The sequence below is a fragment of the Kribbella yunnanensis genome, assembly GCF_039529655.1.
Classification (GTDB): Bacteria; Actinomycetota; Actinomycetes; order Propionibacteriales; family Kribbellaceae; genus Kribbella; species Kribbella yunnanensis.
In genome coordinates, this window is the sequence record NZ_BAAANF010000010.1 from 65459 (window position 1) to 87037 (window position 21579).

Genomic DNA, 21579 nt, shown 5'->3' on the forward strand with positions numbered 1-21579 from the left:
ATGCCATCTCGTGGGTGGACCCGGCAGCTTGTGGGTTCTCCACCCGCATGCGATGGGGGAACCCACAACCCCGTGGGGGAACCCATCAGATGGCGGACGGCCGGAGGGCGGACCGGTGGGCCATCACAATTGGGGGATCGGCCGCAGGCCCGCGGGGGAACTCGAGGGGTGGGCGGTTGTGATGGGGTCTGGGTTCGAGGAGGGGTGACTTGTGCGGTTGGCGTTTCGGGAGTTCGGGGTGGTCGGGGCACCGGAGATGGTGTTGTTGCATGGGTTGACGTCGGATGGGGGGTCGTTCGACGGGGTGGTGGGGGAGTTGGGTCGGCGGTGGCGGGTGTTGGTGCCGGATCAGCGGGGGCATGGGGAGACGGGGCCGGCGGACGAGTATTCGTTCGAGTTGCTGGCGGCTGACTTGGGGGAGTTTCTCGACGAGCACGAGTTGGTGGCGCCGGTGGTGGTTGGGCATTCGATGGGGGCGGTGGCGGCCTACCTGCATGCGGCGCGGCGGCCGGAGCGGGTGGGGGCGTTGGTGTTGGTTGAGTCGCCGCCGCCGTTTCCGCAGGCGCGACCGATACCTGAGCGGCCGAGTGAACCTTTGGCATACGACTGGCGGGCTCGGGTGGAGTTGATCGGGCAGGTGAATGCGCCGGATCCGGGGTGGTTCGGGGAGTTGGCGGGTGTGCGAGTGCCGACGCTGGTGATCGGGGGAGGCCCATCCAGTCCGTTTCCGCAGGAGCAGATGCGGGCGATGGCTGAGCAGGTGCCCGGTGGTCGCTTCCACGAACTGGCTGTCGGACACGGGGTGCATCGGGAAGCGCCGGAGGCGTTCGTCGCGCTGCTGACCGAGTTTCTAGCGGACGGCGCGGAGACTTAGGTCGCCGGTGGTGGTGACATCGGCGGGAGCGAATCCGGCTAGCTGGAGCATCCAGAGGAGTTCGTTGCGGAAGTACCAGCGGCCTTGGCCGGCGCGGATCTCGGTGCGGATCGGCGCAGCGCCGCCGTACAGGTCGTAGCGGCGTTCTTCGTGCCAGGTCTGCTCGACGCGATCCAAGGCGGTCCAACGCGCCGAGACCTCTAGGCGGTGACCGTCGGGAAGGTCGGTGCTGGTGCCCGGCTGCCAAGGAGTGGGGAAGTCGTCGGCGGGCGGTTCGGTGTAGTTGATCGGGACCGGGAACGCGTTGAAGACCAGGACACCGCCGGGCTCGAGGTGTTCGCGACAGCGCCGAAGGGTTTCGAGCGCCTCCTGCCGATCGATCATGCAGACGAAGCTGCCGCACGGGATGTAGATCGTGCGGAACTTCCCCGGTACGTCGAGATCCTGCATCGCCTATTCGTACAGCGTCGGCGTCAATCCGGCGACTGCGGCCTGGCGCCGGCACATCGCCAGCATGTCGGCCGACATGTCGCACCCCTCGACCTCCAGACCTTGCGTGTGCCGCCATCTCGTGGGTTGACCCATCAGGTTGTGGGTTCTGTACCCGCATGCGATGGGGGAACCCGCAAGCTCGTGGGGGAACCCATCAGATGGCGGACGGGTGGAGCGGGGCGGGCGGGCTAGGTGGGTCGGACGTGTCGCGGTACCGGCTGCGGTCTGCACCAGGTTTTGCGCGAACGGGAAAGCGAAGCGCCCCGGTGGTTGTCCACCGGGGCGCTGCGAAGGTGGTGGGGTCAGCCGGTGAAGGGCTCGGCGGCGACGATCTGGACGGTGACCGGCTTGCCGTTGGGGGCCTCGTAGGTGGCCTTGTCACCCTTCTTCTTGCCGAGGATCGCGGCGCCGAGGGGGGACTGCGGCGAGTAGACGTCGATGTCCACCGAGGCGTCCAGGGCGAGCAGCTCGCGGGAGCCGAGCAGGAAGGTCTCGACCTCGTCGTCACCGGCGAAGGTGATGGACACCTTCATGCCGGGCTCGACCTTGCCGCCCTTCTTCGGGGTCTCGCCGACCTGGGCGCGGCGGAGCATGTCCTCGAGCTGCCGGATCCGGGCCTCGATCTTGCCCTGCTCGTCCTTGGCGGCGTGGTAGCCGCCGTTCTCCTTCAGGTCGCCCTCGTCGCGGGCGTCGCTGATCCGCTGGGTGATCTCGGCGCGGGCCGGACCCTTCAGCTGCTCCAGCTCGGCCTTCAGCTGGTCGTAGCCCTCCTGTGTCAGCCAGACAACGCTCGCCTCTTCGATTCTCTGCGTCATGGGCTGCTCCTTGGGGGGTTGGATAGGTGGGCAGGAAATGCTGCTGGCCGCCGTCGACGACGGCGACCAATCCGTTCAGCGTAGCAAGTTCTGCCCGAGAACCCCACCGTTCTGACGGCTCTCACACGTCAGGAGAGCGCTTTCCCGACGGTTTTTTGCGAATCCCGGCCGCGCAGATGGCAATCGGTTGCCGATTCAAGTTCCGCGTCAACCAGAAAGCGGCCCTGACCTGCACGTTTGACGTCAGTGCGGGCGGTGCGAATCGGCCGTCGTACAGCCGATCAGGACGACCGAAGTGGCGGTTCGCTGGGTGGTCAGCGTCGCCGGCAGCGACTGATGCCGGGGGGAGTCCGCCGGAACGGTCAGCGTCAGCTCGCCGACGATCGAGAAGTCCGCGGCCTTGGCCTGCACCCGGCAGGTGGCTTCGACCGACTTGCTGCGGTCGACCTGGACCGTGGCTGTCACCTGGGTGTCCGAGACCACCTTGAAGGCCAGCAGCCGCGACGTCACCGGCGGGTTCGATCCGACCACCGCGGCCCACAGCAGCCACCCCAGGCCGGCCACGGCCAGTACGGCGACCAGTCCGATGATCAGTGGTCGACGGGACCGTGACGTGCGTCCATAACGGGAGTCGAGGGTGCTGTTGGCGTGCTCTGTCAACGGGGGTCCAGGGGGTTGGTTGTGGCTTTTGGGGTCCGGTGGAGGACCATTGTGTCTTGTGAGTGGAGAAATGCGGTTGTTGCATGTGCATGCCCACCCGGATGACGAGTCGAGCAAGGGAGCCGCATCGACGGCCCGGTACGTGGCCGAAGGTGTCGAGGTGCTGGTCGCCACGTGTACCGGCGGCGAGCGCGGATCCATCCTGAACCCGAAGATGGACCGGCCCGAGGTGCTGGCCAACATCAGCGAGATCCGCCGCAAGGAGATGGACACGGCGCGCGAGATTCTCGGCATCCGGCAGGAGTGGCTCGGCTGGGTCGACTCCGGCTACCCGGAGGGTGATCCGCTGCCACCGCTGCCGGAGGGCTGTTTCGCCGCCCTGAAGGTGGAGGACGCGGCCGCGCCGCTGGTGAAGCTGATCCGCGAGTTCCGTCCGCAGGTCGTCACGACGTACGACGAGAACGGCGGCTACCCGCATCCCGACCACGTGATGTGCCACCAGATCACCGTGGCGGCCTTCGAGGCGGCCGGTGATGCGGACGCGTACCCGGAGCTCGGTGAGCCCTGGCAGCCGCTGAAGCTGTACTACCACCACACGTTCCACCGCGAGCGGATGAAGGCGCTGCACGACGCGATGGTCGCGCGCGGGCTCAAGTCGCCGTACGAGGACCGGTTGAAGGACTGGAAGCCCGACCCGGAGAACGAGCGCCGCATCACCACGCGGATCGAATGCGCGCAGTACTTCGAGACTCGGGACAAGGCGCTCCTCGCGCACGCGACCCAGATCGACCCCGACGGGGCCTGGTTCGACGTACCGCTGGAGGTCCATCAGGCGGCCTGGCCGACCGAGGACTACGAGCTCGCGCGGAGTCTGGTCGACTCGGAACTGCCGGAGAACGACCTCTTCGCGGGGCTGCGTTGACGGAGCGGCCCCCGATCGGGGCGGTGGGGTGGGGAAGGAATCGAGCACAGTGAGAGAATGGTGGCGTGATAGCGATGACCTTCCTTGCGCCGGTCGAGATCGACCCGAACTCGGTGCGTCCCGGCTGGGTCGCGCTGCTGATCGTGCTGGCACTCGCTGCCGTCACGGTGCTGCTGTGGCGCAACATGGGCAAGCAGCTGAAGAAGATCGACTTCGACGACGCCGACGCGGACGACCCAGCTCCGTCTTCCGGCCCAGCGAGTCCCGCCAGTTCTGCGGACCCGGACGCTGTCGATCCGATCCCTACGGTGGCTACGACGCCGACGCAGAGTGAGCCCAAGTAACGCGCACGATACGATCCGCGGCACCGTGATCACGAGATGGTGTCGGACTGGGCTGCCCACCTCCGCGTGACCCTATAGTGGCCGCGTGCCCACCATTGCCGGGCGCGGGTCCGTGCGATGAGCACGACCCGTGCCACTCGCGCCGCCCGGCACCGCATGCCCGGACGCCTCGTCGTCGGCGGATTGAGTGCGGTTCTGGTGGCCTCGATCGCCCTCGTCATCGCCCTGTTCGCCACCGGCAGTGAGCCGCATGACACCGGCGGTATCGGCGGCCCGAGCCTGTTCGTCGCCTGGCTCCTCCCGCTGCTCAAACTGATCGCGACCCTGGCCACCGTCGGCTGCGCCGGCGCCCTGCTCGCGGCCGTCGTCCTGCTCCGCATCGAAGGCGGCCTGCTCGGCACCCAAGGCCGGCGCGCGGTCCACGACGCCAGCAACTCGGCAGTCATCTGGGCCGCCTGCTCCTTCGTCGGCGCAGTGGTCACCGCCGCGGTCCTCCTCGACACCCCGGTCGACCTCCTCTACCTCCGCCTCGACGACGCCCTCGCCGTACCCGAGGTCAAGGCCCTCCTGATCACCGGCATCCTGGTCGTCGCCCTGGCCGTCGGCATCCGCCGCGTCCAAACGTCCCAAGCCGCCCGCCTCGGCGTCCTGGTCGCCATCGCCGCCCTGATCCCGAACGCCCTCACCGCCTTCCCCCGCAACGAGTCGTACGTCGTCCTCGCAGGCGCCGCCCTGGTCATCCACGTCATCGCCGCCACCACCTGGATCGGCGGCCTGGCCGGCCTCGTCCGCTACGGCCGAGCCAGCCGCGGCGGCCTCCCGATCGTCCTCGAGCGCTACAACCAGGTCGCCTCCATCTCCTCGATCGCCCTCGTCCTCAGCGGCCTGGTCAGCGCCGCCGGCCGCCTCGCCGCGAAGGCCGGCGGCTGGGACGGCGTCTTCGACGTCCTCACTTCGGACGGGTACGGCGTCCTGCTGATCATCAAGGTCCTCGCGTTCGCCGCCCTGATCGTCGCGGCTCAACTCAGCCGCACCCGCGCCACCGGCGATCTCCTCGACCGCAACATCCCCTTCTGGCAGATCGTCGGCTTCGAACTCGTCGTCATGGCCCTCGCCCTGGGCCTCTCCGTGGCGTTGTCGCAGACCGCCTAACGTTGGGGTCATGACGACCCCCGTGAACGAGCTCGGTCGGAGTACCAGTCCCTATCTGCTGCAGCACGCGGGGAACCCGGTGGCGTGGCGGGAGTGGTCGGAGGCGGCGTTCGCGGAGGCGCGGGAGCGCGACGTACCGGTGTTTCTGTCGGTGGGGTACTCGGCTTGTCACTGGTGTCATGTGATGGCTCATGAGTCGTTCGAGGATGTGGCGACGGCGGAGTATCTGAACGAGCACTTCGTGTGTATCAAGGTGGATCGCGAAGAGCGGCCGGATGTGGATGCGATCTACATGGCGGCGACGGTGGGGATGACGGGGCAGGGCGGGTGGCCGATGTCGGTGTTTCTGACGCCGGAGGCGGAGCCTTTCTTCTGTGGGACGTACTTTCCGAAGGATGCCCGGCACGGGATGGCGTCGTTCCGGCAGGTGCTGGAGTCGCTCCAAGAGGCTTGGCGCTCGAAGCGGGACCAGATCGACGGGGTTGGCCGGCGGGTGGTTGAGCAGTTGGGGGCTCGGCATTCGGCGGCTGGTGGGGAGCTCGAGCTCGATCGGGCGGCGCAGTTGCTGGCGACGGACTTTGATCCGGTGGATGGTGGGTTCGGGGGAGCGCCGAAGTTTCCGCCGTCGATGGTGCTGGACTTCCTGCTGCGGCATCACCGGCGTACCGGGTCGGAGGACGCGCTCCGGATGGTCGTGCAGACCTGTGAGCGGATGGCGCGGGGTGGGATGTATGACCAGCTCGCGGGTGGCTTCGCGCGGTACTCCGTCGACGGCCAGTGGATCGTGCCGCATTTCGAGAAGATGTTGTACGACAACGCGTTGCTGCTCGATGTCTATACCCAGTGGTGGGCAATCACCGGGGAGCCGCTCGCGCGCCGGGTCGCCGAGGAGACGGCCGAGTTCCTCCGGACGGAACTCCGGACGCCGGAAGGCGGGTTCGCGTCGGCGCTCGATGCCGATACCGAGGGCGCGGAAGGCAAGTACTACGTCTGGACCGCGGCCGAAATCTACGCAGCGCTGCCCGCTGATGACGCGGCCTGGGTCATCGAACTCTGCGATGTGACCGGTACTTTCGAGCACGGCTCGTCGGTGCTGCAGCTCCGTCAGGACCCCGATGACGCCGACCGTTGGCAGCGCGTCCGAGCGACTCTGCGCGAGGCGAGGACGGCCCGCACATACCCCGGTCGCGACGACAAGGTGGTCGCGGCGTGGAACGGTCTGGCCATCACCGCGCTGGTCCGAGCCGGCATCGTTTTCGGTAAACCCGAGTACATCGATGCTGCGACCGACGCGGCTGAATTGATCCGGACGACCCACCTCGACCCCACCACCGCCAGGCTGCACCGGACCTCGCGAGACGGCGTGGTTGGCACGGCTCACGGCGTACTGGAGGACTATGCGGCTTTTGCCCATGGATGTCTCACGTTGTTCGGTGTCAACGGCAACATTCAGTGGTTCGAGACCGCACAGGCGTTGCTGGATCGGGTGCTCGAGCAGTTCGTTGCCGACGGCGACTATTTCGACACGGCGGGTGACGCCGAGCAGTTGGTGTGGCGACCGCAGGACCCGACGGACAACGCGAGCCCGTCCGGTGTGAGCCTGGCCGCGGAGGCCCTCAGTCTGCTGGCGGGCCTGACCGGATCAGTCCGGTATGAGGCCGCGGCCGAGCAGGCGCTGAGCGCCTCGGCGACGATCGCGAACCGGGCGCCACGGTTCGCCGGGCGGGCGCTGGCGGTGGCCGAGACGCTCGCCGCCGGACCGCTCGAGATCGCGATCGCCGGCCGTTCGCCGGAGCTCCTTCAGGTCGCGTTCACCTCCGCGCCATGGGGTACGGCGATCGTCCAGGGTGCGCCCGGTCTCGCCGTACCGCTGATGGACGGCAGGTCGCTGGTCGCCGACCGGCCGGCGGCCTACGTGTGCCGGAAGTTCACCTGCCGGCTCCCGGTTCCGGAACCGGACGCCCTTCGCGAGCAGCTCAGCTGACCATCGTGGTCAATGCGGGTTTTCCCTGTCATTTCGGCACTATCGCTTGACTCCGGGCCCGCCGCAGACGAGAGTCCTCCCTCAGTCGGATGTAACAGAATTCGCATGTCCTGACACGCAGTGTCACAAGTGAGCAGTGGCACTGATGCGCCAGCACATCCGGCGTCCCCAACTGAATTTGGTCGCTGCGCCCAAACAGCGACCACACCGTGAGGAGATGTTGTCTTGAAACGACTGACATCAGCAGGGGCGGTGGCCATCGTCGCGGCAGCCGGACTGGCTGCGGGCTTCACCGGCACCACCGCCGGTGCGGCTGACCGTACGGCGCCGCTCCCGGCATCCGGCTTCGACCAGCCGGCTGCTGTTCAGGCCGAGAAGGCGCTGACCGCGCGGACGGCCGCAGCTCTCGGACTCGCCGGTGGCGAGCAGCTCCAGGTGCGCGACGTCGTCAAGGACCCCGACGGCACCGAGTTCGTCCGCTACGACCGCACCTTCAACGGCCTCAAGGTCGTCGGCGGTGACCTCATCGTGAAGCGCAAGGGTGAGTCCATCGGTCAGGTGAAGTACAACCTCGGCGCCAAGGCCGTCGGTGTCGCGACCAAGCCGACGCTGTCCCAGTCGGCCGCGCTCGCCAAGGGCGCCCAGGCAGCCAAGTTCAAGGCCACCGGCAACAAGGGGACGCTGGTCGTCTTCGTGACACCATCCAAGCCCGTGCTCGCCTACGAGGTCGTCACCACCGGCGTCAAGGCCGACCAGACCCCGTCGGTGCTGCACTCGTTCATCGACGCCAAGTCCGGCGCGGTGCTCGCCCAGACCGACGAGATCAAGACCGGTACCGGAAACTCGATGTACTCCGGCACCGTCAGCATCGGCACGTCGGGCAGCTACTCGATGTCGGACCCGAGCCGCGGCGGCAACAACACCACGGACCTGAACGGTGCGACCTCCGGTAACGGCACGATCTTCACCGACCCGGACGACACCTGGGGCAGTGGCACGACGGCGAACCGCCAGACCGCCGGCGTCGACGCCCACTTCGGCTCCCAGCTCACCTGGGACTACTACAAGAACGTCCACGGCCGGAACGGCATCTTCAACAACGGCCAGGGCGCGCGCTCGCGGGTCCACTACGGCAACGCGTACGTGAACGCGTTCTGGGACGGCACCCAGATGACGTACGGCGACGGTGCGGGCAACGCCCGTCCGCTGACGTCGATCGACGTGGCCGGCCACGAGATGAGCCACGGTGTCACCGAGGCCACCGCGAACCTGAACTACTTCGGTGACGCGGGTGGTCTGAACGAGTCCACCTCGGACATCTTCGGCACGCTGGTCGAGTTCTACGCGAACAACTCCAGCGACGTCGGCGACTACCTCATCGGCGAGAAGATCAACATCAACGGCAACGGCACGCCGCTGCGCTACATGGACAAGCCGAACAAGGACGGTCGTTCCTACGACTGCTGGAGCAGCTCGGTCGGCGGTGCGGACCCGCACTACTCCTCGGGCCCGCTGAACCACTGGTTCTACCTGGCCTCCGAGGGCCCGGGTACCAAGACCATCAACGGCGTCACCTACACGAGCGCTTCGTGTGACGGCTCCACCTTCGCCGGTGTCGGTCGCGACGTGGTCGGCAAGGTCTGGTACCGCACGCTAAGCACCAAGCTCAGCTCGGGCAGCACCTACGCCGACGCCCGGGAAGGCGCCATCACCTCCGCCAAGGAGCTGTACGGCAACGACTCGGCCGAGTGCAAGGGCATCCAGGCCGCGTTCAGCGCCATCTCGGTCCCGGCCGGCACCGCCGCCTGTGGTGGTACCACCGAGCCGCCGACCGGCGACAACCTGCTGAAGAACCCGGGCTTCGAGTCCGGTGCGGTGAACTGGACCGGTACGTCGGGTGTTGTCACCAGCAGCACGTCGAAGCCGGCTCGCACCGGTACCTGGAAGGCGTGGCTGCAGGGCAACGGCCGGACCACCACCGAGAACATCGGCCAGTCGGTCGCCATCCCGGCCACCGCGACCTCCGCCTCGCTCTCGTTCTGGCTGCGCATCGACACCACCGAGACCACCACCTCGACGGTGTACGACACGCTCAAGGTGCAGATCGTCGACGGCAGCACGACCACCACGCTGGCGACGTACTCGAACCTGAACAAGAACACGACGTACACGCAGAAGACGTTCAACGTCACTGCGTACAAGGGCAAGACCGTCACGGTGAAGTTCCTCGGCGCGGAAGACTCCTCGCTGCAGACCAGCTTCGTCGTCGACGACACCTCGCTCGTCGCCGGTAGCTGACCGCTACCCACTCCGGTCCGGGGGCCTTGCGTGGCCCCCGGACCCCCTGGTTCTTCCCCTGTGCAGGACGCGTCATCGAATCGCACCGAGCCGCTGCGCCCATTCAGTGGCCACCACGTGAGGAGAGCTGTCTTGAAACGAGTCACATCTGTTGGGGCCATCGCCGTCCTCGCCGCCGCTGCCCTCGCGGCCGCGCCGGCCGGCGCGAACCTCGCCTCCGCCCCGCTGCCGGCGAGCGGCTTCAACCAGCCCGCGGCCGTGCAGGCCGAGCAGGCCGTCGCGGCGAAGACCGCCGAGGCGCTCGGGCTGGCCAAGGGTGAGGTCCTCAAGGTCCGCGACGTCGTCAAGGATGCCGACGGCACAGAGTTCGTCCGCTACGACCGGACCTTCAACGGTCTCAAGGTCGTCGGCGGTGACCTGATCGTCAAGCGGTCCGCCGCCGGTACGGTCAGCCAGATCACCTACAACCGCAACGCGAAGGCCGTGGGGCTGACCTCCACCAAGCCGACGCTGTCCCAGGCCGCCGCCCTCGCCAAGGGCGCCAAGGCGGCCGGGTTCAAGGCGACCGCCAACAAGGGCGCGCTCGTCATCTATGTCAGCGAGACCAAGCCGGTGCTGGCCTACGAGGTCGTCACCAGCGGGGTCAAGGCCGACCAGACGCCGTCGGTGCTGCACTCGTTCTTCGACGCGAAGACCGGTGCGCTGCTGGACTCCGACGACGAGGTCAAGACCGGTACCGGTAACTCGATGTACTCCGGTCAGGTCTCGATCGGTACGTCGGGCAGCTACGTCCTGAAGGACACGGCCCGGGGTGGCAACTACACCACCGACCTGAACGGTGGCTCGTCCGGCGCCGGTACGACGTTCACCGACGCGGACAACGTCTGGGGCAACGGAACCACCTCCAGCCGTCAGACCGCTGGTGTGGACGCCCACTTCGGTTCGCAGCTGACGTGGGACTACTACAAGAACGTCCACGGCCGGAACGGCATCTTCAACAACGGCCAGGGCGCTCGCTCCCGCGTGCACTACGGCAACGCGTACGTGAACGCGTTCTGGGACGGCACCCAGATGACGTACGGCGACGGCCAGGGCAACGCCCGTCCGTTGACGTCGATCGATGTCGCCGGTCACGAGATGAGCCACGGTGTCACCGAGGCGACTGCCAACCTGAACTACTCGGGTGACGCGGGCGGCCTGAACGAGGCGACGTCGGACATCTTCGGCACGCTCGTCGAGTTCTCGGCGAACAACGCCACCGACAAGGGTGACTACCTGATCGGCGAGAAGATCAACATCAACGGCAACGGCACCCCGTTGCGCTACATGGACAAGCCGTCGAAGGACGGTCGCGGTAGCCAGGACTGCTGGACCACCGGCACCAAGAACCTGGACCCGCACTACTCCTCGGGCCCGCTGAACCACTGGTTCTACATGGCCTCCGAGGGCACCGGCGCCAAGACGATCAACGGCGTCAACTACAGCACGACCTCCTGCAACGGTACGACGTTCGTCGGTGCCGGCCGCGACGTGGTCGGCAAGATCTGGTACCGGACGCTGACCACCAAGCTCAGCTCCGGCTCCAACTACGCGGCTGCCCGCAACGGTGTCATCAACTCCGCCAAGGAGTTGTACGGCGCCGGTTCGGCCCAGTGCCTCGCGGTGCAGCGCGCCATGGCCGGCATCAACGCGCCGGCCGGTACCGCTGCTTGCTAGTAGCAAGTAGTTACTGACACTCGAAGGTCCGGGGGCGGGCCCTGCCCAAGGCTCGCCGCCCGGACCTTCTCTTGTAAGCAAGGAGAAAGTCCCCCATGCGTAGATCCTTGTCTGCAGCTGCTCTCGGCGTCGCCCTCGCCGCCGGAGCGCTGGTCGTCCCTGGTTCGTCCTCGTTCGCATCCACCCAGGTCGTCGACCCCGACATCTCGGTGACCAACACGAAGGCGCACCTGGACCAGTTCCAGACCATCGCCACCAACAACGGCGGCAACCGGTACACCGGTCGCGCCGGCTACAAGGCCTCCGCCGACTGGGTGAAGGCCAAACTCGACGCGGCCGGTTACACGACCACGTTGCAGCAGTTCTCCACCTCGGCCGGTACGTCGTACAACGTGATCGCCGAATGGCCTTTCGGCGACGCGAACCATGTCGTGATGACCGGCTCGCACCTGGACAGCGTCAGCTCGGGTCCGGGCATCAACGACAACGGCACGGGCAGCGCGGGCAACCTGGAGGTCGCACTCGCCTATGCCGCCAGCGGCCAGACTCCCAGGAACCGTCTGCGCTTCGGTTTCTGGGGTGCCGAAGAGCTCGGGCTCCTCGGTTCCAAGTACTACGTGAACAACCTGCCGGCCGCCGAGCGCGACAAGATCGAGCTCTACCTGAACTTCGACATGATCGGCTCGCCGAACCCGGGTTACTTCGTCTACAACGACAACCCGGCCGGTAACGAGGCCCGCGACGCACTGACGACGTACTTCACCAGCAAGAACATCCAGACCGAGTACATCGACGTACAGGGTCGTTCTGACCACGCGGCGTTCCGCTCGCTCGGGATCGCCACGGCCGGCACCTTCACTGGCGCCGAGGGCACCAAAACCTCAGCCCAGGCAGCGAAGTGGGGCGGTACGGCGGGCCAGGCGTACGACCGGTGCTACCACCAGTCCTGCGACAACATCAACAACCTCAACCTGACCGCGCTGGACCGCAACATCGATGCCATCGGCCACATGATCTGGAACTACGCCCAGAAGGACTACGGCAGCGGCCCGCCCCCGGGCGGCTCGAACCTGCTCGTCAACCCGGGCTTCGAATCCGGTGCGGTGAACTGGACCGGTACGTCGGGTGTCGTCACCAACAGCTCGTCGAAACCGGCCCACGCCGGTACCTGGAAGGCGTGGCTGCAGGGCAACGGCAACACCAGCACCGAGAACACCGGTCAGTCGGTAGCGATCCCGGCCGCGGCGACGGCGGCGACGCTGTCGTTCTGGATCCGGATCGACACCGCCGAGACAACCTCGTCGACGGTCTACGACACCCTCAAGGTGCAGGTGGTCGACGGCGGTACGACGACCACGCTGGCGACGTACTCGAACCTGAACAAGAACACGACGTACACGGAGAAGACCTTCAACCTCCTTGCCTACAAGGGCAAGACGGTCACCGTGAAGTTCCTCGGTGCCGAAGACTCGTCACTCCAAACGAGCTTCGTCGTCGACGACACCGCGGTCACCGTCCCCTAGAGCGGCTTGCAGAGATTCCCCGGCGGAATCTTGGCCTCGGTGAGCAGCTTGCTCACCGGGGCCGTCAGCGGCTTGAGCTTCGGATCCTCGAGCCGCGCGACCTTGCCGTTGGCCGACACCGCGATGATCATGTCGTCCGGGTGCCGCACCGTCGGCTTGACCATCGTCAGGCTCGCCCAGTCCACCTGCTCAGCCGCTGAAACCAGCGGTGTCAGCAAAGTCGGGTCGAGCTTGCACCGAACCGTCTCCTTGCCACGCGAACTAACCGTGGCAACGCCGTCGGCAGCCACCTGCACCTGATCATCGAACCCGGCAAACCCACCGGTCCGCGTGATCGTCATCGGCAACCCAACCCCAACCGGCGTCGACTCAGTCACCGTCGGGTCGGTAGGCGTCGGCGTACTCTGCGCCGACGGAGGTGGCGTGCCCGTGGATTCGTCACCGCATCCGCTCAGAACCAGTCCAGCGAGGGCGGCGAGCGCTGTGTACCTCATAAGGTTCTTCACGCCCCATGGATACCCGATCACCCCCGTTTCGTTGCACCTGAGACACGACTGAAATCAAATGCAGTGGCTGAGGTGGTCGAGCCCACCCGTGCGGCTTCGCTGTGGTGCGGGTGGCATTGCCCGCCGGGCCGTGGGTGGTGGCCCGCCGCAGGCAGCTGACCGCCGCCGCATGGCGAGGCCTCACGCCGGGGGTCGGATCATCACCTTGCGCGCGGCCGCCCGACCGTCGGTGAACTCGTCCGGCGAAGGCGGGCTGGTGCGCTCCCAGTCCCGGTCGCCATGCCCGCCCAGCTCATCTTTGTGCACCCACCAACCACGCGGAGCTCACGAAGATGACTAGTGGGCGCACAAAGTTGGATCTCGTGCACAAGGAAGAGACGACCCACCTTTGGGCGCGAGGGGTGCCGGCCTTGGGTCCACGATCAAACGGTGGTACGGCGCAAGCCGTTGTGATCGGGCCCGCGGCCGCTAGCGTTCAGTTGCCTGCGGCGGGTCACCCGGCGCCGGTGGGGTGGGGAACATTGCCCGCGCCACGGAAAGGGTGCACGGGTGGGGTCAACTGTGTTCACACGACCGTTGAGACGAGGTCGACGAGGGCTCGGGTTAGGTGGACGCGTTGCTCGAAGAGGCCGAGGGTGGATGCATCGACGGGCTTGCCTAGGTCCTCCAGGGGGAGTGCGGTGAAGGTTGCTCTTGCGCACAGGGAACCCAGGTAGCCGTAGAGGACCTGGTCTTCGGTTACCTGCATGCCTTCTTCGGCTACACCGGTCAGGAAGGCTTTCAGGATCACCCGGTGTACGACGGGGAGCGCGTCCGGCGAGAGTTCGCCGGCGTGCGCTAGCCCGACCAGGAGTTGGCCCAGGTCGAAACCGATGGCGTGCGGGCAGTCGAAGCCCCAGTCGATCAGCACGAAGTCATCTGGCGAGTCCTGCGGTACCAGCAGGTTCTGCGGACTCGCATCCCCGTGCTGGTAGCACTGGGGCAGCGTGTCGAGTGCATCGAGGATCGCGGGCAGCCGTGCCCCCAGCTCCAACAGATCGTCGCGCAGTGCGTGCTCTCCGAGGTTGCAGACGGCAGCGGCGAGCATCGGGTGTCGCCAGGTCTCTGGGTTCGCAAGAGCCGGTACGGCGCTCGCCAGCACCCGTCCACCCGTGTAGTACCGCAGTGCGCCGCCTGGTGTGGTCGCGTCGGGGCGGGGGAGGAATGGCTCGACCAGATGTGGTTGGCGGCGAGCGGAGAGTCGGCCGAGCAGGTATGCCGCTCGTTCGAACCGGCTGATGGGCCACGGGCCCGGTTCCTGGATCACGTCCTCCAGCCACAGGGTGCCGCGGTCGTCTTCGTGCACGTCGATGCGGTAGGCCTTGGGCAGGCGCATGCCTTCGGGGAGGATCTGAGCGATGTTGCTGCGGTAGACGGCGAGCTCCAGTGACCAGGGGAGCTTCTGGATGAAGTCCTCCCGGAATGGCTCCGGCACCAGCGTGATGAGTGGCCAGCGCCGCGCCGACTGCAACTGCTTGACGAAACAGGACCAGCCGACGCCATCCGCCGTACCGAAGACGCGGTAGAGACCTGCGGTGCTCGGTGTGCCGATGGGGTAGTCCACGTCTTCGATGCGCACGTCAGCGATGCGTGCCGTGGGCACGCCGGCGACTGACCGCCCCAGCTCGGTCAGCTCGTCATCGCTCAGTTCCAGAAGTCCGCCCATGCTTCAGGGTCGCGGACGACCCTTCAGCCAGCCTTCAGAAACGCTCAGGACTGGTAAGTGACGAGGCTGACCGCGATGTAGTGGCAGATGAAGGCGGCCACCGTCAGGGCGTGGAAGATCTCGTGGAAGCCGAACCAGCGAGGCGACGGGTTGGGGCGCTTGGTGCCGTAGATGACCGCGCCGACCGAGTAAAGCAGGCCGCCGACCGCGATCAGCGTGACGACCGCAGCGCCGCCCTGGTGGTAGATGTCGCCCATCCAGAACACCGCGACCCAGCCCATGGCCAGGTAGATCGGCGTGTAGAGCCAGCGCGGGGCGCCGACCCAGAAGACCCGGAACAGGATGCCCAGCGTCGCACCGCCCCAGACCAGGCCCAGCATCAGCAGGCGGTCCTTGCCGCTCAGCAGCAGCATCCCGAGCGGGGTGTAGGTGCCGGCGATCAGCAGGAAGATGTTGCTGTGGTCCAGCCGGCGCAGGATCGCCTCGCCGGTCGCACCCCAGTAGAAGCGGTGGTAGAGCGCGGAGATGCCGAACAGCAGCATCGCGCCCACGGTGTAGACCGCGGCGGCCCAGCGCGCGTTCGCATGCGGAGCCAGGCAGATCAGCACGATGCCGCCCGCGGTGGCCAGCGGGAAGGTGCCGGCGTGCAGCCAGCCGCGCAGCTTCGGTTTGAGCGGGCCGAGCCGTTCGGACAGCTTGTGACCGACTGCCTGGGGCTGTGCGCTGGAAGCGGTCATCGCCGTCCTTTCGGGAGGTCGTACAGGTCTACCTACGCAACCGTAACCTACGGAACCGTAGGTTCAAGCCCCCACCGGATGAAATGTAGGCGAAGTCACCCCTGCTACGCACCTTCTCCCGTGTCTACGATGCTGCGAACAAGTGAAAAGTTCGGCCTCTCTTTCGGAGGCCGATGTGGGCTAGCCTCGTCTGAGGAACTTGGAGGCGAACCCCTGCTCATGCAGACACCAGGCAAGCAGAAACTGCGCGACGCGCTGATGCTGATCTACGAACGCCGGCTGCGGCGTTCGCTGGCACCGGACCGGATCCCGGGCCACATCGGCGTCATCATCGACGGCAACCGGCGCTGGGCCCGCTCGGCCGGCAACCCGGTGTCGCACGGCCACGAGGCCGGGGCGAACAAGATCACCGAGTTCCTGCACTGGTGTGACGACGTCGGCGTCAAGGTGGTCACCGTCTGGATGCTGTCCACCGACAACCTGACCCGGCCCGCCGACGAGCTCGAGCCGCTGCTGCGGATCATCGAGCAGGCCGTCGACGAGCTGACCGCGATCGGCCGCTGGCGGATCCACCCGGTCGGCGCGCTCGACCTGCTGCCGAGTGCGACCGCCGAGACGCTCAAGCGGGCCGAGACCGCGACTCAGGACGTGGAAGGCATGCTCGTCAACGTCGCAGTGGGGTACGGCGGCCGCCGCGAGCTCGCCGACGCCGTGCGGTCCCTGCTGCTCGAGGAGGCCGCTCAAGGCATCTCGATCGAGGAGCTGGCCGAGCGAGTCGACGTCGAGCACATCGCCCGGCACCTCTACACGAAGGGCCAGCCCGATCCGGACCTGGTCATCCGCACGTCGGGTGAGCAGCGGCTGGGCGGCTTCCTGCTCTGGCAGAGCGCGCTGAGCGAGTTCTACTTCTGCGAGGCGCTCTGGCCGGACTTCCGGCACGTCGACTTCCTCCGGGCGGTCAGGAGCTACGCCCAGCGAGAGCGTCGCTTCGGCACGTGACTCCACGTCCGCACCGCACACACGTCGTACGGCGTCTGAGGTAGTAGGCGTAGGTCGCTGCGCCGAGTCCTGCACCCCAGAGGATCCACAGGATGCCTGGGGCGTTGAGCGCCCAGTTGTCGCCGTCCAGGGGTAGCTGGGCGTTCATCAGACCGGCAGGGATCAGTACGACGGCCACGATCGAGCCCGGGATGATCGCCAGCCGCGGGGGAATCCGGCGACCGGCCTTGAACCAGATCCAGCGTGGATAGACCTCACCCCAGCGCTGGACCAGGCCGTGCGTGAGGATGCTGCCGCCGATGGCCAGTACGGCGAGGCCGAGGCCCATCTCCAGCATGCCTGGGGTGTCGACCATCATCTGGTGGAAGTCGTCGGTGATGCCCAGCGGCCAGCCGAAGTACCAGGCGATCCGGGTGGCCTCGTACGGCAGGTTCGCCACGACGGACACGCCGACCGCGACCCGTCCCCAGCGGAGCGCTTCCGAAGGTGTGGTCCACGCGGGTGCGGGCCGGTCGCTGCGGCCGCAGGAAACGCAGGCGTCGCGGGTACGGCGGTGGTAGGCGATCGCAGTCGCCGCCCACAGCACGCCACCGACGAACAGGATGAGCAGATTGAGTCGGTGCCAGTACAGGACGTCACCGACGCCACCCTGCTCACCCGGGATTCCGGTGAACGCGAAGACCACCAGTGCGGGGGACAGGGCAAGGATCGCGATCAGGGTGTAGTCCGGAATCACCAGTGCCAGCACAACCGCGAGTACGGCAGCGATTGTCTGCAGCAACCACCCGCGCGGCCGGCGTCGAGTCATCACCACGGCCAGTACGGCGCCGCCGAGTCCCACGATGGCCATGATTGGCCCGACAACGGCCACTGGAGCGCCTTCCAGGACCGAGGCGGTCGACCGGTCGTCCTCCACCTTCGCGAACGGGTAGCCGGAACCTCCTGAGGACCAGTAGAGGCCTGCAATTCCGTAGGCAAACGACCACAGAGCGGTTGCGCAGCCCACCAGGACCGGCCAGTTTCTTCGCATGACATGAGCGTCCGCCGCGACGCCGTCGTACCGGATCACCCGGTGGGGTGAAGCGGCTCCCTCGGGTGGGGGGAACGTGTAACACCCTGTTAACCCCGCGGGCGGGCGTGTCGGGCTGCGGGGTTTGCCGGACCCTCCTACTCTGACAATGACGGTCGGAGGGGAAGCCGGCTGTTACGGGAGGTGCGATCAGTTTGAGAATCGTTCGCCAGCCGGTTGCCCCATGAGGGGCAGAACGGAGTGTCCGAGACGGTCTGTCTCGGTCCGGCTGATCCCCGACTCCCGGTCCAACACCTAACACTGGTGGGCCGGGCGTGGTGTGCACGTCGCGGCCCGAGAGGACGTGCGACATGGCTGCCACCCACGCCAAGGCGTCAAGTACCTCATCCACACCGGACCAGCGCACTTTTGTGCTGGACACCTCGGTGCTCCTGTCGGACCCGCACGCGATGCTGCGGTTCGACGAGCACGAGGTGGTCGTCCCGGTGGTCGTCGTCACCGAATTGGAGGCCAAACGGCATCATCCTGAACTCGGCTACTTCGCGCGCACCGCACTACGCCTGCTCGACGAGCTCAGGATCCAGCACGGACGTCTGGACGCGCCCCTGCCAGTGGGGGAGAAGGGTGGAAGTCTTCGGGTCGAGCTGAACCATACGGACCCGGAGAGCCTGCCGGCCGGTTTCCGGCTCGGCGACAACGACAGCCGGATCCTGGCGGTCGCCTGCAACTTCAAGGCCGAGGGCCGCGACGTCACGCTGGTCTCCAAGGACCTGCCGATGCGCGTGAAGGCTTCGGCCTGCGGTTTGGTGGCCGAGGAGTACCGGGCCGAGCTCACTCTGGAGTCCGGCTGGACCGGGATGGCAGAGCTCGAGGTCGAGACCGCAGTGGTCGACGACCTGTACGAGGACGGCATCCTGGAGCTCCAGCAGGCCGGTGAGTTCCCGACGCACACCGGACTGGTGCTGCTGTCGGACCGGGGCAGTGCGCTCGGCCGGGTGATGCCGGACAAGCGGGTCCGGCTGGTCCGCGGCGATCGCGAGGCATTCGGGATCCGCGGCCGGTCCGCCGAGCAGCGGGTCGCGCTCGACCTCCTGCTCGACCCGGACGTCGGGATCATCTCGCTCGGCGGCCGTGCCGGTACCGGCAAGTCGGCGCTCGCGCTGTGCGCCGGTCTGGAGGCGGTGATGGAGCGCCGCCAGCACAAGAAGGTGGTCGTCTTCCGGCCGCTCTTCGCGGTCGGCGGTCAGGAGCTCGGCTACCTGCCGGGTAGCGAGTCGGAGAAGATGCAGCCGTGGGCGCAGGCGGTCTTCGACACGCTGGGCGCGCTGGCTGGTTCCGACGTGATCGACGAGGTGATGGACCGCGGCATGCTCGAGGTGTTGCCGTTGACCCACATCCGCGGCCGGTCGCTGCACGACGCGTTCGTGATCGTCGACGAGGCGCAGTCGCTGGAGCGCAACGTGCTCCTGACCGTGCTGTCCCGCGTCGGGGCGAACTCGCGGGTCGTGCTGACCCACGACGTCGCCCAGCGCGACAACCTGCGGGTCGGCCGGCACGACGGCGTGGTCGCGGTGGTCGAGCAGCTCAAGGGCCACCCGTTGTTCGCGCACGTCACGCTGACCCGCTCGGAGCGTTCGCCGATCGCCGCGCTGGTCACCGAGATGCTGGATGACCTGCAGATCTGACGCTGTTTGACGTAAAGCACGCGTAAGACTTCGTCCGCCACGGCGCGGTCGCCCCTGCGGCGGCCGCGCCGTCGCTCGTGACCTGCTTGTGATCACGGTCGGTTTAGGCCAAAGTATGTTTCTGTTGCAGCCGACGGGGGTCGGGATCTCGGAAGGAAAGATGAAAGCGAAGCGCTCCGTCGCGGCTCTCTCTGTGACAGGGATCGCCGTCGTCACCGTGGTGACGGGTATCGACCTCTTCAGCTCCGCCGGTAGCAGCTCTGCCTCCGGACGCGCCGAGCTCGCGGTCGTGAACAGCGAGAAGGCGTCGGCCGGCAAGCAGCCGACCCAGAAGATCCTGACGCAGCAGGAGCAGGCCGAGGAAGCGATCCGGATCCGCAACCAGGTCGAGGCCCAGGCGCAGGAGATGCAGGCCTCCCAGGACGCCGCGTGGCGGCGCCGCGTCGCCAAGAACGCCGCCCTCGCGCGCTACCAGGCGCTGCAGAAGACCGACCGCAACTCCCGCGAGGCGCGCGCCAGCCGGGACGCCGAGCGGAAGAAGTACGAGGGCACTCCCAAGCAGATCGCGATGAACCTGCTGCCCGACCACGGCTGGAGCCAGGGCCAGTTCAGCTGCCTGGAGAAGCTGTGGAACAAGGAGTCGCGCTGGAACCCCCGCGCCGACAACCCGACCTCCTCGGCGTACGGCATCGCCCAGGCCCTCCCGGGTAACCGGATGGCCGCCTACGGCTCGGACTGGCGGACCAACCCGGTCACCCAGATCAAGTGGGGCCTCGACTACATCGAGGACCGCTACGGTTCACCCTGCTCGGCCTGGAGCCACTCGCAGGCCAAGGGCTGGTACTAACGTCCTGGGTTCTTTTTCAGCCAGGCGCCGATGTCGTTGAGCCGGCTCAGCTGGGCGGGGACGATCTCGCCCTCGCCGCCGCTCGGGCCGACGTTCAGTAGCAGGGCGCCGTTGTTGGCCCGGGCCTTGGCCAGGGCGGTGATCAGGTCGGATGACTTGGCGTAGTCGGCTTCCGCCTCCTCGCGGTTGTAGCCGAAAGACCCGCCGATGCCACGGTCCTGCTGCCAGAACTTGGTCTGGGGCGTGTCGAAGCCGACGTACTCGGGGGTTCTGAAGTCGCTGTGCGGGACCTCGCGCGGCGTACTGATGCTGTCGGCGGCGTCCGGGATCTTGAGCAGGCCGCGCATCAGCAGGTCGAATCCCCAGCGCATCGGCTTCGGGCTCATGAACTGCCGGCCGAACGACGCCGTACCCCAGCGATCGTCGACCACGCCGTCGGGCACGGTGTTGTAGTAGTCCGCCATGACGGCGTACAGGCGCTTGCTGCCGGTCGGCCAGGAGATGTCGTTCCAGAGGATGTCCGGCTTGTACTTCGCGATCAGCTCGCGCAGCTGAGCGACGGCGTACTGGCGGTAGTCCTCGCCGTAGTGCAGGAAGGAGTAGTCGCCGAGGGTCTTGACGGTCTTCTTCTGGAAGGTCCAGTCCACGCCGCCGGAGTAGTAGACGCCGAACTTGAGCCCCTGCTTGCGCACCGCGGTCGCCAGCTCACCCATCAGGTCGCGCTTGGCGTGGAAGTCCGGCGCGTGCGGGTTCCGCACCTCGGTCGGCCACATCGAGTAGCCATCGGCGTATTTGGCCGTCACCACGATGTACGACGCCCCGGCCGCCTTGAACTGTGCGGCCCAGCGGTTCGGGTCCCACTTGGCCAGCCCGGCTTCGAACTGCTTGGTGAAGTCGCTGTACGGCGCATCGCCGTAGTGCTCGCGGTGGTACCTGCCGGTGGGGGAGTCCGGGTCCTTCATCGCGTTCGCGTAGTCCTCGGCGTACGGGTTGTGCGTCATCGCGTGCCCGTACTCGGAGGCGAGCAGTTGCGGGAACGTCTTCCCCTTCGGCGCGAACCCCGGGACCGAGTACAGCCCCCAGTGGATCATCACACCGAACGTCGCGTCCTGGAACCACTTCGGCAACGGATGCTTGTTCAGCGACTCCAGATCGGCCGTGTAGGGACCGGTCGTGGTCATCGTCGCCTTGCGGTCGTCCTGCCAGGTCCAGACCTTCGACGAGATCACGAACGCCGGCACCAGAACGATGACCACGGCAACGATCCGCAGCAGTTTTCGCATGGTCGAA

General features: G+C 67.1%; 21 protein-coding genes. 11 read left to right on the plus strand and 10 right to left on the minus strand.

Annotated elements, in window-relative coordinates; translation table 11 throughout:
* Positions 1 to 211 precede the first annotated feature (211 nt).
* Positions 212 to 874 carry an alpha/beta fold hydrolase gene (locus ABD231_RS15825; RefSeq protein WP_344151448.1) on the plus strand — a complete coding sequence of 221 codons (663 nt, stop codon included), beginning with the start codon at positions 212 to 214 and terminating at the stop codon, positions 872 to 874.
* On the opposite strand, the gene ABD231_RS15830 is transcribed toward ABD231_RS15825, so the two are convergent.
* The 4 genes from ABD231_RS15830 to ABD231_RS15845 form a co-directional block, all read right to left on the minus strand.
* The gene (locus ABD231_RS15830) at positions 851 to 1324 is read right to left on the minus strand and encodes a hypothetical protein (RefSeq protein WP_344151451.1); all 474 of its coding nucleotides are present in this window, start codon (positions 1322 to 1324) and stop codon (positions 851 to 853) included. The two genes, ABD231_RS15825 and ABD231_RS15830, sit on opposite strands and share 24 nt — an antisense overlap.
* 3 nt (positions 1325 to 1327) lie before the next feature.
* Positions 1328 to 1459 (minus strand): class I SAM-dependent methyltransferase, encoded by a 132-nt coding sequence (locus ABD231_RS15835; protein WP_344151453.1) that lies wholly within the window; start codon positions 1457 to 1459, stop codon positions 1328 to 1330.
* A gap of 209 nt (positions 1460 to 1668) precedes the next feature.
* Complete coding sequence (gene greA / locus ABD231_RS15840) at positions 1669 to 2181, minus strand: transcription elongation factor GreA (RefSeq protein WP_344151456.1); 513 nt, start codon at positions 2179 to 2181, stop codon at positions 1669 to 1671.
* Between the two features lie 243 nt (positions 2182 to 2424).
* Positions 2425 to 2841, minus strand: a complete 417-nt coding sequence (locus ABD231_RS15845; protein ID WP_344151459.1) for a DUF4307 domain-containing protein — start codon at positions 2839 to 2841, stop codon at positions 2425 to 2427.
* Positions 2842 to 2911: 70 nt separating this feature from the next.
* Between ABD231_RS15845 and mca the strand changes: the two genes are divergently transcribed.
* The 7 genes from mca to ABD231_RS15880 all read left to right on the plus strand — a co-directional run bounded on the left by mca (position 2912) and on the right by ABD231_RS15880 (position 12780).
* Positions 2912 to 3763: a mycothiol conjugate amidase Mca gene (gene mca / locus ABD231_RS15850; RefSeq protein ID WP_344151462.1), complete on the plus strand. Its 852-nt coding sequence runs from the start codon at positions 2912 to 2914 to the stop codon at positions 3761 to 3763.
* Positions 3764 to 3837: 74 nt separating this feature from the next.
* Complete coding sequence (locus ABD231_RS15855) at positions 3838 to 4107, plus strand: hypothetical protein (protein ID WP_344151465.1); 270 nt, start codon at positions 3838 to 3840, stop codon at positions 4105 to 4107.
* A gap of 117 nt (positions 4108 to 4224) precedes the next feature.
* On the plus strand, positions 4225 to 5259 hold the full coding sequence (locus ABD231_RS15860; RefSeq protein WP_344151468.1) for a CopD family protein: 1035 nt from the start codon (positions 4225 to 4227) through the stop codon (positions 5257 to 5259).
* A gap of 10 nt (positions 5260 to 5269) precedes the next feature.
* Entirely contained in the window at positions 5270 to 7243 is a 1974-nt protein-coding gene (locus ABD231_RS15865) for a thioredoxin domain-containing protein (RefSeq protein WP_344151471.1), read from the plus strand.
* Positions 7244 to 7468: 225 nt separating this feature from the next.
* Positions 7469 to 9541, plus strand: coding sequence for a M4 family metallopeptidase (locus tag ABD231_RS15870; protein WP_344151473.1), 2073 nt, complete (start codon positions 7469 to 7471; stop codon positions 9539 to 9541).
* Between the two features lie 132 nt (positions 9542 to 9673).
* Positions 9674 to 11257, plus strand: coding sequence for a M4 family metallopeptidase (locus ABD231_RS15875; RefSeq protein ID WP_344151475.1), 1584 nt, complete (start codon positions 9674 to 9676; stop codon positions 11255 to 11257).
* 95 nt (positions 11258 to 11352) lie between these two features.
* Positions 11353 to 12780: a M28 family metallopeptidase gene (locus tag ABD231_RS15880; RefSeq protein WP_344151477.1), complete on the plus strand. Its 1428-nt coding sequence runs from the start codon at positions 11353 to 11355 to the stop codon at positions 12778 to 12780.
* Here the strand turns inward: ABD231_RS15880 and ABD231_RS15885 are convergent.
* From ABD231_RS15885 to trhA, 4 genes are all read right to left on the minus strand, one after another.
* The gene (locus ABD231_RS15885) at positions 12777 to 13274 is read right to left on the minus strand and encodes a hypothetical protein (protein WP_344151479.1); all 498 of its coding nucleotides are present in this window, start codon (positions 13272 to 13274) and stop codon (positions 12777 to 12779) included. The two genes, ABD231_RS15880 and ABD231_RS15885, sit on opposite strands and share 4 nt — an antisense overlap.
* A gap of 192 nt (positions 13275 to 13466) precedes the next feature.
* On the minus strand, positions 13467 to 13592 hold the full coding sequence (locus tag ABD231_RS15890) for a hypothetical protein (RefSeq protein ID WP_344151481.1): 126 nt from the start codon (positions 13590 to 13592) through the stop codon (positions 13467 to 13469).
* A gap of 259 nt (positions 13593 to 13851) precedes the next feature.
* Positions 13852 to 14991: a phosphotransferase gene (locus ABD231_RS15895; RefSeq protein ID WP_344151484.1), complete on the minus strand. Its 1140-nt coding sequence runs from the start codon at positions 14989 to 14991 to the stop codon at positions 13852 to 13854.
* A gap of 44 nt (positions 14992 to 15035) precedes the next feature.
* Entirely contained in the window at positions 15036 to 15728 is a 693-nt protein-coding gene (gene trhA / locus ABD231_RS15900) for a PAQR family membrane homeostasis protein TrhA (protein WP_344151487.1), read from the minus strand.
* A 219-nt stretch (positions 15729 to 15947) separates the two neighbouring features.
* Here trhA and ABD231_RS15905 point away from each other — a divergent pair, with 219 nt between their 5' ends.
* Positions 15948 to 16727 (plus strand): isoprenyl transferase, encoded by a 780-nt coding sequence (locus tag ABD231_RS15905; protein ID WP_344151490.1) that lies wholly within the window; start codon positions 15948 to 15950, stop codon positions 16725 to 16727.
* Here the strand turns inward: ABD231_RS15905 and ABD231_RS15910 are convergent.
* Complete coding sequence (locus ABD231_RS15910; RefSeq protein ID WP_344151493.1) at positions 16687 to 17757, minus strand: NYN domain-containing protein; 1071 nt, start codon at positions 17755 to 17757, stop codon at positions 16687 to 16689. The two genes, ABD231_RS15905 and ABD231_RS15910, sit on opposite strands and share 41 nt — an antisense overlap.
* Before the next feature lie 350 nt (positions 17758 to 18107).
* Between ABD231_RS15910 and phoH2 the strand changes: the two genes are divergently transcribed.
* Both phoH2 and ABD231_RS15920 read left to right on the plus strand, forming a co-directional pair.
* A complete protein-coding gene (gene phoH2 / locus ABD231_RS15915) occupies positions 18108 to 19442 on the plus strand; it encodes an RNA 5'-3' helicase PhoH2 (RefSeq protein ID WP_344151496.1) in 1335 nt (444 codons plus the stop codon).
* 160 nt (positions 19443 to 19602) lie between these two features.
* Complete coding sequence (locus ABD231_RS15920) at positions 19603 to 20289, plus strand: aggregation-promoting factor C-terminal-like domain-containing protein (protein WP_344151499.1); 687 nt, start codon at positions 19603 to 19605, stop codon at positions 20287 to 20289.
* Here the strand turns inward: ABD231_RS15920 and ABD231_RS15925 are convergent.
* Entirely contained in the window at positions 20286 to 21572 is a 1287-nt protein-coding gene (locus tag ABD231_RS15925; RefSeq protein ID WP_344151502.1) for an alpha-L-fucosidase, read from the minus strand. The genes ABD231_RS15920 and ABD231_RS15925 overlap by 4 nt on opposite strands.
* Positions 21573 to 21579: the final 7 nt, after the last annotated feature.